The organism is Adhaeribacter radiodurans (genome assembly GCF_014075995.1).
GTDB classification, from domain to species: Bacteria; Bacteroidota; Bacteroidia; order Cytophagales; family Hymenobacteraceae; genus Adhaeribacter; species Adhaeribacter radiodurans.
Genome location: NZ_CP055153.1, coordinates 3020557 through 3034015, shown reverse-complemented (window position 1 = coordinate 3034015; position 13459 = coordinate 3020557). Strand labels below are relative to the sequence as shown.

Below are 13459 nucleotides of genomic sequence, written 5' to 3'. Positions count from 1 at the left end.
CAGCAGAATTGGATTAACCGGTTATTTAGAAGGGTTATTTTATGCAACTAATTGATAATAAAAGAGTAATATCTTGTAATCTGCATTTAAGCTTTCAACCTTCCTGTATTAATGAGAGCAGATCCTTATTAGCTTCTTTAACACCCTTTGGGCACCCTTGATTTTGTAAAAGTTTGATTGCCCCTTCTACAACCTCACGGTCTTTTCTTAAATGCACTTTACCATTTTGAAAATCGCCTAATCGATGATAAAATTTATCACCTGAAAGTCCGTAATCCTTTGTAAAGTATTTTATAGCCTCTAATTGGGTAGCCATTTTAAATTCCTCTGCTATCTGTGCAAAAGATTGAATTTCATTATGTATCTGGCCGTAGAAATAAAATAGAACTAATTCATTCTGGGTAACTTTAGGCTTTCTCTTAGGTAATTTATTAAATTCTTCATGTTGCTTACCATTATAGAAAAGATTAGTGTATGCATAACGCCTTTCATTTGGAGGAGTTAATATTGCCTTAATGGGAGTGACGGGCCTATCATTAATAATCAGAACTGGGTAATGGGCCTTTTCCCCTTGTTTTGTTGTTAAGCTAGGTTTATCTTTTATGGCTAAATATAAAAGTCGAAGGACTGGGTCACTATCCATTGTTAGAAGAACTTTACCTGGTTCCAGTGGTACAGTGCAGGAGGAACTCCTTGGCAGCATTAATGTCTCTTCATTAATTAACTCCTGTTGTTTTTTGACTGCTACCTTAAACGCATTTAGAATTCTAATCCGCGTATCCCAATAAAAAAGTTGATCTTTTTGTTTCTGATTTAACAATTCTAATTTTTTAAGTGTAATGTAATCAGATCGAAGGTTAAGTCCTTCTAAAAAATTCATTTTATTCTTATGATATTCAGAAACTCTATCCTCTATTTCTCTTTCAAAATGGGCGCTTGTATTTAAATCATCAAAATAAGAACCTTCTTCGCTATACTTGTCGAAATCTTCTAAGTACTCTTGTAAAATTATTTCCCGAATTTTTGGAGTCGGATTAAAAACTTTTTCTTGCTCTTGAACTATTTTCAAGATCTTATCACCAAAATTTACCATACAAAGTGTTAATAGAATTTAAGACTTACTATCAACCGGCATCTGCCAAATCTGGTTCATTTCTGTCTCTGTTACTTTCTCGCTTATTTTTATGTACTTTTTAAAAGTAGCATAATTAGAATGACCAGAAATCCGCATGACTACCTCTGGCCGCATTCCTTTTTCGAGCGATAGGGTGATAAAAGTCCGTCGAGCCGTATGGGTGCTGATAAACTCGTACTTCGGTTGGGTATTGGTCAGCTTCTCATTCCCGCGTCTTTTAGTAAGGCTGGTGGGCTCATCAATGCCTACTAGCTTACCTAACTCTTTCAGGTAATCATTTGTCTTTTGGTTAGACAACACGGGTATGGGTCTTATTGCATCTTTATACTTATTTAGGATGGCTAAGGCGAACGCATTTAAAGGAACTTGATGTGATTCATCTGTTTTAACGGTCCTTAAATGCCACTTATCTCCTTTTATATTACTTTTCTTCAAATTAGCTATATCCGAATAGCGTTGGCCTGTAAAGCAGCCAAAACAAAACACATCCCGTACCCGCTCTAACTTAGGCTTATGGGATAAGTCTGCTTGGTAAAGCCTCATCAGTTCTGCTTCGGTTAAATAAATGATGTCTGCTCCTTTCTGGGGTGCCTTAAATTTTTTAAAGGTAAGGTTCTGATGAAGATCCCTGGCTAACGCCCAATTCATAAAGGATTTCAGAGTAGCGAAGTCTTTCCATAAGGTATTATCTGTATGCTTTTTCTCCTTTATTAAATAAGTACGAAAAAGGTCGAAGAATTGCATATTTATGGATTCGAAGGTCAGCTTATAGTTCTTCTCATTGCTAAAATTTTCCAGGTGATTCAAAAGTACACGGTACTTAGTAAGAGTGCCTTTACTTCGTTCAGAAGTATTAATATCGATATAGGTCCGGAAAAGGTCGGCAAAGGTGGCTGTTACTTGTACCTCTTTTTTCTGCAATATACCCAAGACTGCTTCCTTTAATTCCTCGAAGGAAACAGCATTATCTTGGGTCAAGCGGTTATAGAGCTCGTGCACATTTTTCTTTAATCCATCTAGCCATTCATTGAAGCTGGAGAATCCGGAATATTTCCGGTTAACGTGGTTACCATTTCTATCTGGTTTAGGGTTCCAGCATTTTGGATTTATATACTGTCCAGTATTCAACTTAATGGTCTGCTTACCGGTGCGGAGAAAAAGATAAATGGCAGTTTCTCCTTCGGCTTTTGGTTTATCCAAGTAATAATTTAGGGTCATTAAAAATGAGAGTAAGAATGCCCAAATATACCATACACATTTAATTTTCGGAAATATTTCGGACACTAAAATTGTACTTGCCTGTTGGTACTTGCTAGTACTTATATTGTAAAATGCCTTTATGAATAATAATTAAGGCATTTTGGTGTGTTTTAGGAGTAAGTAGAATTTAATAATATCAATATGTTCGAGTCCCGTCCGGACCGCAAAAATGCCCCTTAGATTAGTTCTGAGGGGCTTTTCTATTTTAGGCGATTTTAGTTTATTTCTATTTTCTTTGGTAAGCTCCCAGTAATAAAGCTGCTGATTTGATTTTCTGACCTGGCTTTAAATTACAGGATCCAATAGGAGCTGCTACCTTAGACTTTGATGCTAAATTTTTCATACCTTAAACCGGTTTTATAATGATGAATAATTAGTGAGTTAAGCCCGGAGTTCGCACCTACGGGTTTTTTTCTAATTATAATTAGTTGTGACTTGTTATAAACATTTATAAATTATAATGAATAGTTATAAAAAATATTTTTATTTATGTTTATAGCAATTTTGAGAGTAGATACTCTTAAATTGGGATATGAAAAAACTACAGATACAAATTTCGGATGCTGCCCACTCTGAACTACTCAAAATTCAGTTGGAAAGAAAGGTGAATAAAGAGCCAAGAACAACTATAGTGGAAATTGCTAGTGATGTTTTAGAAAATACATTAGTAAAGGATAAAAAAGACATTTCCGCCAAGTAGCTATAATATGCTTAAGATAAAGTTATTATTTGTTGCTATTTTGCTTGCCTTTTTTTCTATTGGTCAAACCCCTATTGAATATTATACTAGGGCAAATGAATATGGTAGTTTAAGACTTCCATTATGTGACTTCAAGGAAATTGCTTCAGATATAGAATATTTTGTAAAAGATACAACATCAGGCAGCTCTAATCCTCGGGATTTTCCCTTGCTTAAATGTGATTTTAGAAGAGATGAAAAAACTATAACCTTAACCTCTTTCAACCAAGTTAAGTTGTTGAACTTAGAAAAGGAAAGTTATACCGAAGTATCCCTGGTTTATAATTTCGATAATCAACCTATTACTGAAGCTAATTTATCATTAGGAAATCGGTATCGAAAATTAACTGTAAAAGGAACAGACGAAAAGAAAGTTCAAGCTCTATACAGAGCCATCGATGAGTCTATCCATTCCAAAGAATACCCCGTTCCTTTACAACAATATAAAGAATTTGTAATGGGTTTAGCCTGGTTAGTATTTTCCTTTTCTTTTTTTAGTTTGAAGAATGTAAGTGAAAAAGCTTCCACTATCCAAAATGCTATAAAGAAAGCTGTTTGGTATGCAATTTTAATTGTAATTTCAGGAATTGTGGTGGTTTTATATTCCGTAAATAAGATTAACTTCTTTCCTGATCTTTTACTTGCTGCTGACTCATCTTCTTGGACAGATCGGAACACTAATTTATTAGGTCTCATCGGGTTTTATATAACTGTAATTACATTACTTTTTAGTATAGCCAAGTATATCTATAAAACCATTTTTAAATAGGAAAATAATATTTTTAAGAAGTCCTGAAAATAGAAAACCCTAGCAAATATTGCTAGGGTTTTCTATTAAAGGCTAGCTTCGTCTTTAATGGTCTGTATTTCATTTAGCTCATTGCCAACTTCCGTAGCCACTTCATAGGCTTTAAGTAAGGTTTTTTAGGTTCTGATTTCTTCCCGAACGCCGCGAACATCTTGTACCAATGTGCCGAAATCATTGGAAGGGTTGAAGGGTTATAAGATAAGGAGCCTATAACGCCACCATTCACATACAAGCCACCTTTTGCTATGTGTACTTTTAAGCCGCCTCGATGTAAAAAGAAGCTAGTAGCCAGTATTCTAATTCACCCTCATTGACAACCGTATTTAGGGAAAGAAAAACTTATTAATACTAGTTAATCAGGAAACTTTCGCTGGTTTTGATCTACTATCCATTAGCTAATGACGAACCCGAAGAAGGCTAATTTTAATTAAATCCTTCTTTGGGGTTCAAACATTAAATGCCAGGCAGTAATTCTAATTGAATAACATTTAATGTAAATAAAAATTTAGAAAGTATGAATCAATGTATTTATTCTTAATAATTAAATATTTTGCTTACTCCCTACTAACTACCAGGAAAAACAAAAAAGTGGCTTGTCAATTTTTCTCAAGTAAGAATTTAAGTTTAGTAGTAATTTTTTTATACTTGATACTTAACGATATTTTCACTTATAAAAAGAGAAATGTTGCTAAGTAATTAAGCGCCAAAGACCATTATTTTATAATTATTATAAAAAAGATAAAGATTTTGGTGCCAAAATTTGCAATAATTTAAAAGTAAGGTTAAGTTAGATGCACTTCGGAATAATTTTGTACGGAGTCTATTCTATTTTCTACTCATTGGCGATACAGGATGTCTTTTTATCCTCATCAAGAATGTATCCTGTGAAATAAAGTTCTTCTCTTTATTTCTAAATCATTCCATTCTTCCCGCTTTCCGCTTTTTATTGTTAAACCCTTAATCATATCTATTCATGACAAGAAAGCTACGTATTTTATCACTCTTATTGGTTTTGCCTTTTCTGGCACAAGGTCAAGCGCCAACTTTCTCGAAAGAACGCGGCTTTTATGATAATCCCTTTCTGTTAACCTTGAGCTCTAGTCTGGAGGGAGCTACCATCCGGTATACGATTAATGGAACCGCTCCCACACCTACTACTGGTTTCATTTACTCCGAAGCTATTCCGGTTAATACCACCAGTGTGGTCCGAGCCTTTGCTTTTAATAGTTCAACTACCACCCCTGTTATGACGCATTCTTATCTATTCTTAGATGATGTGCTAAAGCAACCCGCCAATATTCCGGGTTGGCCTAATAATGTATATGCCACTAATTCAGTCGGGGGAACCGCTACTCATGACTATGAGATGGATCCTCAGGTAGTAAATAATTCTGCTTACAGTGGCATGATCAAACAAGGAATGACCTCTATTCCAACCATGTCGTTGGTTTTAGACAAAAATGAATTCTTAGATTTATACGAAGGCGAGACTACCTTTCAATCTTCGGTGGAAATCTTGTATCCGGATGGTTCCAAAGAACAATTTGATACCGGCTTGGAATCGCATAGCCATAATCGGATGAAGCGAGCTCTAAAACTAAATATTAAGTCTATTATTTATACTAACTTATTTAAAAAGGCCTTACTGAATGGGGAAGACGCAGCTACTTCTTTCACAAAGACTAAAATTGTATTACGTGCCGGCAATAACCGATCTTGGGCACGGGGCTTTAATGCCAACCGCACGTGTTATACCCGAGATGAATGGTACCGGGCCTCTCAATTAGCGATTTTGTAAGCTTCCCGTTTTTAGAACTGGTTACAATTATAAATTCTAATTAAGGTGATACTACTTTACTAAGCTGCTTTTTTCTAGCATATTCAACGGGAGCCATTCCATTCAAAGCATCATGTGGTCTTTTATGGTTGTAATCCTCGAGCCAAGTCGCCGTAATTTCTCTTACTTCCTCCAGGTTTTCAAATAAGTAAGCATTAAGTACATTTCGGCGGAAGGTACCGTTAAACCGTTCTACAAAGGCGTTTTGCGTTGGCTTGCCGGGTTGAATATATTTAAATTCTATCCCTTGGACCTGACTCCATTCCTTCATTAAGCTAGCCACAAACTCTGGTCCGTTATCCATTCGGATCTGTTTTGGTTTTTCTCTTCGCTTTAATAGGTGATTCAGTACCCAAACTACCCGGTTGCTTTTCAAAGAAAAGTCCACTTCAATATGCAAGATTTCCCGGTTATAATCATCTAGCACATGGAAAGAGCGGAACTTTCGCCCGTTCAGCAAAGCATCACTCATAAAATCAATCGACCAAGTATAGTTCAATGTCTGCGGTACTTGCAGGGGCTGTTGGATGCGGGCGGGTAGACGCTTTTTCGCTTTACGACGCAGGTTTAAACCCAAAGCGGTGTAGATGCGATAAACCCGTTTATGATTCCAAAGATGGCCTTCTTTACGTAACCGTACATAGACCTTCCAAAAACCTTCTCGGGGATGCTGCTCGGCTTTCTGCCGTAAAGCTTCTTCCACCGGTTGGTCCTCTTTAACAGCTTGATAATAGTAAACCGACTTGCTTAAGCTCAATACCCGGCACGCCCTGCTGATGCCGGCTTGTGGTTGCTGGTAAACCTCTTCCACCAGCTGTCGCTTTTGGCAGGGCTTCAAAGCTTTTTTTCGATGATCTCCTTCGCTAATTTTAAGTCTAAGGCTAGTTCCGCATACATGGCTTTCAACCGCCGGTTCTCTTCTTCTAAATCCTTGAGCCGCTTCAGCTCGGTCGCATCCATACCGTTGTAACGTTGCCGCCATTTGTAAAAAGCCGCTTGACTCACTCCATGCTCTCGGCTAATCTCGGCCGCACTTTTACCATCCTCAAATTCCTTGAGAATTTTAGCAATTTGTTGGGGACTAAAGATCTTTCTTTTCATAAGTACTGTTCTAAGTTAAGTTTTTTCCTCTTCCTGAACAGTTCTATTTTTGGGGAAGCTTACAATTTCAGGAGTAGGAGGAAGAGGAACTTTTGTGCATTTATACGTGAACGGATTGTATTGGGGCCTTTACAATCCGGTGGAACGTTCCGATGCCGGTATGCTATCCAAGTATTTTGGCGGTGCCTACGAGGACTGGATGGCTTTGGATCACGATGGTATTCGACACGGGGACCCGACTCGCTTTAATTATTTAACAAATACACTCCTCAACCAAGATCTGAGTACCAGTACCAATTACGAGCAATTTAAATCGTACTTAGACGTAGAAAAATTCTGTGATTATCTGATTGTTTCCTGGATGACAGGGATGAGCGATTGGCCAAACAACAACTTTCACGGAGGTAACCGTAATGTGCCAGCCGAACCTTTCCGGTATTTTGCTTGGGATAATGAGTATTCCTGGGATGTTTCCTTCAACTCGAATCAGGGAGCCTGGGTGCATCCCCAGTTTCGCAAAAATCCTACGGGAACGTCTACTATGGCCAAGATTTGGCATGCTGCTCGGAAAAACAGTGATTTTATGCGGGTATTTGTGGAACGGGTAAATAAGCATTGTTTTAATGGGGGAGCTTTGACCGATGCGGCTTCGAGGGCCCGTTGGGCGCAAATTAATAACTACATTAATACTGCTATTATTGGAGAATCGGCCCGTTGGGGAGATGCCCTGGAGGACGGCGTAACACGTACGCGTAATATACATTGGTTGCCCGAGGTAAACCGAGTGGATGGCCTGATGAACGGAAATGTAACCCGGTTTATTAATGCCTTAGTGGCCGAAGGGTATTATTCCGCTCCTAGCTCCAGTCAGAAAGTAGTTAGTTTTAGTTTGATGAACGCCGATACGGATCAACTAATTAAAGAGATCCAACCAGGAGAAGTTATTAATGTAGCTGCTTATACTACCAAAAACTTTAATATTCGGGCTAATACAGAACCGTTAACGGTGGGTAGCGTGAAAATGGCTTTAAGTGGCCAACAAGTAAAAAACTCTACCGAAACAGCTGCTCCTTACGCTCTTTTTGGTGATAATAACGGCAACTATAATAATTGGGTGCCCACCGCAGGTGATTATACCTTAATGGGTACACCATATACGCAAGCTAGTGGGGGTGGTACAGCGGGAACACCGCTTACTATTTCCTTCAAGCTAGTCAATCAACCTACTTCTACTACTTACAATTTAACGGTTACTGCCGCCAACGGATCCGTTTTAAAAAGTCCGGACCAGCCCAGTTACGAGAGTGGTTCCACTGTAATGTTAACGGCAACACCAGTTACTGGATACCAGTTTAGCGGGTGGAGTGGGTCTGCTTCGGGAACAGCGAACCCGCTCACCATTACGATGAATGTCAATAAGAGCATTACTGCCAATTTCAGCCGCACCGGTACGTCGACCTACAGCTTAACAGTAGGTACAACGGGGAGCGGCACAGTTACTAAAAGTCCTAACCAAGCTAGCTATAATAGTGGTAGCAATGTAACTCTCACAGCTACCCCAGCAACAGGCTACACATTCAATGGTTGGAGTGGTAGTGCTACGGTAACAACTAACCCGCTTACGGTAACCATGAATGGTAACAAAAATATCAACGCCTCCTTTATTCTGGCACCGGGTCAACAGGTAGTAAGCTTTACTTTAATTAACGCCGCAACCGATCAGCCTATTAGAACCTTAAGTTCAGGGAGTGAAATTAATCTGGCCATCGTAAAAAGTTTGAACATTCGGGCGAATACGAATCCGAGCAGCGTAGGTAGTGTCAAATTGGTATTAAGCGGCAAACAGAGTAGAAGTACGGTGGAAACAGGTGCTCCCTATGCCTTATTCGGTGATAAAAGCGGTAATTATAATAGTTGGACTCCCGCCACAGGAAGTTATACCTTAAAGGGTACCGCCTATTCCGCAGCCAATGGTGGCGGTAGTGCTAGTGCAACTTATACGATAACTTTTACGGTGGTAAATAAGTCAGTTACGCAGTCAAGAGAAGTCTTAGAGGTAGCAGAAAAAGCAGAAAAGGAACAAACAAACATGTTTGGTCAAGTAATAGCTTATCCAACTCCAACTCCATTTGGGCAGCTGCAGGTCAAACTAAGCAAACCTATCAAAGGAAATTTAAATTACTTTCTTGTGTCTGCAACAGGAGCTAAACTTGCCGCCGGCCACTTATCGTTAAATCAACCAAGTTCTGAACTTTCGTTTGACTTCTCCCGGCAAATGAAGGTATCAGGAGTTTATTACTTGCGGTTAGAAGGTGAAAAGGTAAGAGCAAATGTCAAGTTAATGCGTCAGTAATTTTTCTGAAGGTAGATTATTATTAAAAAAAAAATTGGCTATTCAACTTTGGATTTTGTAGTTGAAATTATGATTTAGTAATTGAAGCAAAAATCAAGCGTTATTTGATCTGGCAAGAAGCCTTCCTTACGAAGAAGGCTTCTTGCTTTTAGGTGCCTTTGCGTATTTAGATGTTTTCTCATGTAAGAGATTAGTTTATAACTCTCATTTTACATAACTGCACTTGTAGTGCCAGTTTATGGTTATTACTTCACCTTAATACGTCCCCCATGGGAAGGGGAGAGATAAAACTTTATTTTTAGCTCTTTTTCCAGGTCCAGTAATCTATTATTTAAGGCAATATTACGAAGTCCAATAGTGCTTCTTAAAGAGTCTGCGTGAGTAGCTTCTGGCTGGGAAATTTCTTGCTCCCAAATCACAAAGGCTTTATCCTTTCCACCAGTATCCACCACGCAACGCCACGATTCAATGATAGCAAGCTCAATGGCAGAAATTTCTCCACGCTCGAAAGCCGCGTAAAGTTTAGGGCGTAACTCCCGGTAAATGGAATCATGCTCATTGTGGCTAATCAGCACCGTTGCCCAAGAATGGTCGCCAATGATCTTTTCGCCGGGATATCCTACTTGATCCATAATTTGATTAATCCGCCTAACTTGTGCTCGATTGTGCGGGACAAATTTTTGCTTGGTGTACCGCTCCCGCCACCTCTTTCCGGGTGTTAGTGCCACGCGAAGAGCTCGTTTCTGATCCGCTGTCAGCATTTGCTTGATCTCCGCCTTAAGAGCTAAATTAATATTTTTCTCAAATGCTTTTTGAAATTGATCTTTGTTCGCCTGCAGCTTTTTAAATTTGGGTTCGGATTTAAACTGCTGAAAGGTTTCTCTTTTCCGGATCTGTTGATAAGTCCAGCCTTTTTGCATGGCTATTTCCAAAAAGAAATATAAGTTAGCAGTATCTTGCGAGTAGGCAGCCAGTTGAGCGGCAACCTTCAAATCCCGCAAAAAAACATGCGGATAGGTAGCAGTCAGATGTCGATAGATCTTTAAGCTTTCCGAAAACTGCCTGGCTACCAGGTATTCTTCTGCTTGTATAATTTGCTGATGATATTCTAAATAGTTTGGAGTCTGGGCCGAACATAAAACAGGCAAAAGTAACAACAGGAAGAGGCTTTTCATAAGAAGGATTTCTATCCAGATGCCTTTTACTCCTTAAAAGTTGCCTGTTAGTAGGCAAAGGGTTAGAAATGCACAAAGTCTTCTTTACCATGGCTGCTAACAGGCTTGGGTAAAAAGATTTATTTAACGTGAGTTCGAGATAAAAAAAGAATACAGCGTTATTTTTCTTTAAGTACGTCATCCTGATAGAATCTAATTGATTACCTACTAGTTGGATCCTTCCAGGATGACGTATATGGATAGGAAAACCTGAAAAATAGAATGTAATCTTTCTTGTTAGTAATATAACCAAAGAACCAACCCGTAGAAGTTTAATCCCCTTGAGCACTACCTGAGAATACCTAGTGCTGATGAATACGTGGATTCTGGCAAACAGCAAGCTCCGTAGAATCAATAAAACTACTCCCTTGGTTTGAGCCAGTCTTTGTCGGCGCATAAACAAAGCAAGTTAAACGGTATAAGCTTGCATCAACTCCACAAATTAGTTATAAGAAACCAAGTTCGGAAAATAGGCCGCCATCGCTGACCATTAAGCATCTTAATGAAGTTGCTCTAAGGAGCCCCTTACTTGTCTCGTCGAAAATATACCTGGAAGGTAGAGCCCTCATCCACCTTACTACTAACTTCAATTCTTCCCCCGGCATTCTCTATTATTTTCTTAACCATGTATAACCCAATGCCGGAGCCTTCTACGTGGGTATGCAGTCGTTTAAACATGGTGAAAAGTTTTGATTGACCCGACAAGTCCATGCCTAAACCATTATCGGTTACGGTAAGTACCTGGTAATCGTCCGTGCTAGCACAAAGTATTTGGATTATAGCTTGCCGGTTAGGTGAGCGGTACTTGAGTGCATTGGAAAGGAGATTATAGACTATACTCCGCATATTCTTTTCCGCGAAGGGAATGGTAGGACAATTAGTTACCTCCACTTCGACACGGGCCTGGGCTGCTCGAATGTCGTTAGCTAGATCTAATTGCACCTCGCTAATTACGGACGCTAGGTTGACGGAGGTAGCTTCCAAATTATTTTCTTTCTGTAACTTGGTAACTTCCGTTAAATGCCCGATGGTGCGTTTAAAACGTTGCACTGAATCGGCTATTAAATGCAGCGTATACTGGATGTCTTCGGCTCGCAAACTTGCGGGTGATAACTGACTCCGCAGAGCCTCCATCAAGCCTTCAATGTTAAGAATAGGCGCTTTTAGATCGTGCGAGGCCGTATAGATGAAGTTGTCCATATCTGCATTCATCCGACTTAACTGTTGATTAATGCTCGACAGTTTTATATTGGCTTCCTGCACCTGATTATGGGAGAAGCGCAATTCTTCATTGACTGTTGCCAGTTCCTGAGCATAGTGTTGCAACTTCATTTCTGCTTGTTTTATTTCCGTTATATCGACTGAAGAGCCAACGTATCCATATATTTCACCGTTGGGGTAATAACTGGGAGCGGCCTGGGAAAGTAGCCATCGGTATTCCCCATCATGGCGTAAAAACCGGTGTTCATTGCGAAAAGGCTGCCGCTGCTCAAATGCCTCACCAATGGTATGGATACTTCGCTGCTGGTCTTCCGGGTGAATGTAGGGCAACCAATTATCGGCCTTATATTTCTCCATAGAAATACCTAAAAACCCGAGCATAAAGCTATTAGCATATTTAAGAGAAGCATCCGGGGCCAGAGACCAGATCATCGTGGGAGAAGCATCGGCCATAAGCCGGAAGCGCTGCTCGCTTTCTTCTATTTTTTGTTGGGCTTCGTTCAAGGCCGTAATATCGGCTCCGGTATTTACAATGCCATAGACCTGACCCGCGGAATTTATTAAAGGAGTAAAACTAAAATTAAAGTAAAAGGACTTTAACTGACCGTCTACCACCAGCTCAAGTTTCTGATTTTGGGTATGATAGGGAATCCCCGTTGCCAGTACGTGATCCAGTTTTTCAAAAATTCCCTGGTTCGCTAATTCAGGTAGTAAATCTTTATAGCGCTTGCCGATAATATCATTCCCTTTTCCTAAGCCATTCATCAAACTTTGATTGGCAAATTCGATGCGCAATTCATTTCCTAAATAAACCCCGATAGGGTGGTGAGAACTGGCTATAATGGCTCGTACTTGTTGCTCACTTTCTTCTATTCCTTTGCGAGTCAATGCCTGTTCGGTTACTTCGATTGCAGCACTGAAGACGTTGGATGTTGCAGTATTCCCTAGGTTTTGGTCAACTTGTATTGGATTTGTAATTTCATTGTTCGCTAGTATGAAGTATGCTACATTACCGTCTTTTGCTAGTACCGGTTTACAACTCACGGACCAATACCGTTCTTCCAACACTCCCTTGGTGTTTAGGACATCGTAGCGAATTATTGGCATTTGGGCTTTCTGTTTAGATTGCCAAACCTGCTTCAACAAGATACGAATAGGGGAAGGATCTACCACCGCAGTGGTAGTTGGGTTTTCCGGAAATAGGGTAAAGAAACTTTTCCCAATGGTGTCTTCTTGTTTTCTACCCGTAGCTTGCAACAGATCCTCCGTAATGGCTAAAATAGAATAATGGGGAGCATTTGGGTATAAAACAAGGAAGTTGCCGGGCATTGAGGCATAAATGGACTGAAAATTTAGGAGAGAAAGTTCAGGTAGAGCAGAAGAAGTGTTGGTCATAAGTAAAAGGAAACAAACCTTAAAGTCAAAACTTAAAGCAGGATAAAAGGTTATAGAATGGGCAAGTTATTTAAAGGCAGATTAATTTAAATAACTTTAAAAAGAGTTCCTGACGATTATCGTTCGATTATTTTAATTGCGAAATCAGAAGATACATTAATCAAATATTTATGAGGAAACGACTTTATTTCTATGTTTATACTTAAATCATTTTACATAACTGAACTTATAGGGGCAATTTTATCGGGTAACAACAGGTACCGAAATAAGGCAGCATAGGAGAAAGAACCCCCGTATGATTAAGATTATAAAGTCACAGCGGCATGGGGTAAATTAAATCCTTGATGAACCAAATCTGTTATAAACTTCTACCAGAAGGTTTTCTTTTTGATATGT

At 39.3% G+C, this 13459-nt stretch carries 9 protein-coding genes; 4 read left to right on the top strand and 5 right to left on the bottom strand.

Annotation, left to right across the window (positions count from 1 at the left end):
• Positions 1–94: 94 nt before the first annotated feature.
• Together HUW48_RS12335 and HUW48_RS12330 are read right to left on the bottom strand one after the other, a co-directional pair.
• The gene (locus HUW48_RS12335; RefSeq protein ID WP_182415955.1) at positions 95–1069 is read right to left on the bottom strand and encodes a hypothetical protein; all 975 of its coding nucleotides are present in this window, start codon (positions 1067–1069) and stop codon (positions 95–97) included.
• Between the two features lie 42 nt (positions 1070–1111).
• Positions 1112–2353 (bottom strand): site-specific integrase, encoded by a 1242-nt coding sequence (locus HUW48_RS12330; RefSeq protein ID WP_182415954.1) that lies wholly within the window; start codon positions 2351–2353, stop codon positions 1112–1114.
• 574 nt (positions 2354–2927) lie between these two features.
• Between HUW48_RS12330 and HUW48_RS12325 the strand changes: the two genes are divergently transcribed.
• The 3 genes from HUW48_RS12325 (at position 2928) to HUW48_RS12315 (ending at position 5740) form a co-directional block, all read left to right on the top strand.
• Entirely contained in the window at positions 2928–3095 is a 168-nt protein-coding gene (locus HUW48_RS12325) for a hypothetical protein (protein ID WP_182415953.1), read from the top strand.
• A gap of 7 nt (positions 3096–3102) precedes the next feature.
• Positions 3103–3903 carry a hypothetical protein gene (locus HUW48_RS12320; protein ID WP_182415952.1) on the top strand — a complete coding sequence of 267 codons (801 nt, stop codon included), beginning with the start codon at positions 3103–3105 and terminating at the stop codon, positions 3901–3903.
• Between the two features lie 1012 nt (positions 3904–4915).
• The gene (locus HUW48_RS12315) at positions 4916–5740 is read left to right on the top strand and encodes a chitobiase/beta-hexosaminidase C-terminal domain-containing protein (RefSeq protein WP_182415951.1); all 825 of its coding nucleotides are present in this window, start codon (positions 4916–4918) and stop codon (positions 5738–5740) included.
• A 40-nt stretch (positions 5741–5780) separates the two neighbouring features.
• Here HUW48_RS12315 and HUW48_RS12310 read toward each other — a convergent pair.
• Positions 5781–6880, bottom strand: a protein-coding gene (locus tag HUW48_RS12310; protein ID WP_394368414.1) for an IS3 family transposase whose coding sequence is annotated in 2 segments (ribosomal slippage) — positions 5781–6619 and positions 6619–6880 — 1101 coding nt in all. Because the reading frame shifts where the segments join, the coding sequence is not laid out codon by codon here.
• A gap of 49 nt (positions 6881–6929) precedes the next feature.
• On the opposite strand from HUW48_RS12310, the gene HUW48_RS12305 reads away from it, so the two are divergent.
• Complete coding sequence (locus tag HUW48_RS12305; RefSeq protein WP_182415950.1) at positions 6930–9233, top strand: InlB B-repeat-containing protein; 2304 nt, start codon at positions 6930–6932, stop codon at positions 9231–9233.
• A gap of 245 nt (positions 9234–9478) precedes the next feature.
• On the opposite strand, the gene HUW48_RS12300 is transcribed toward HUW48_RS12305, so the two are convergent.
• Both HUW48_RS12300 and HUW48_RS12295 read right to left on the bottom strand, forming a co-directional pair.
• A complete protein-coding gene (locus tag HUW48_RS12300; protein ID WP_182415949.1) occupies positions 9479–10408 on the bottom strand; it encodes a hypothetical protein in 930 nt (309 codons plus the stop codon).
• A gap of 564 nt (positions 10409–10972) precedes the next feature.
• Positions 10973–13063, bottom strand: coding sequence for a PAS domain-containing sensor histidine kinase (locus HUW48_RS12295; RefSeq protein WP_182415948.1), 2091 nt, complete (start codon positions 13061–13063; stop codon positions 10973–10975).
• Positions 13064–13459 lie beyond the last annotated feature (396 nt).

What these genes read in the sequence shown, in the direction of transcription:
- HUW48_RS12330 (WP_182415954.1), bottom strand. Translation starts at nt 2,353, where the DNA reads ATGACCCTAAATTATTACTTGGATAAACCAAAAGCCGAAGGAGAAACT.
- HUW48_RS12325 (WP_182415953.1), top strand. Translation starts at nt 2,928, where the DNA reads ATGAAAAAACTACAGATACAAATTTCGGATGCTGCCCACTCTGAACTA.
- HUW48_RS12320 (WP_182415952.1), top strand. Translation starts at nt 3,103, where the DNA reads ATGCTTAAGATAAAGTTATTATTTGTTGCTATTTTGCTTGCCTTTTTT.
- HUW48_RS12315 (WP_182415951.1), top strand. Translation starts at nt 4,916, where the DNA reads ATGACAAGAAAGCTACGTATTTTATCACTCTTATTGGTTTTGCCTTTT.
- HUW48_RS12300 (WP_182415949.1), bottom strand. Translation starts at nt 10,408, where the DNA reads ATGAAAAGCCTCTTCCTGTTGTTACTTTTGCCTGTTTTATGTTCGGCC.
- HUW48_RS12295 (WP_182415948.1), bottom strand. Translation starts at nt 13,063, where the DNA reads ATGACCAACACTTCTTCTGCTCTACCTGAACTTTCTCTCCTAAATTTT.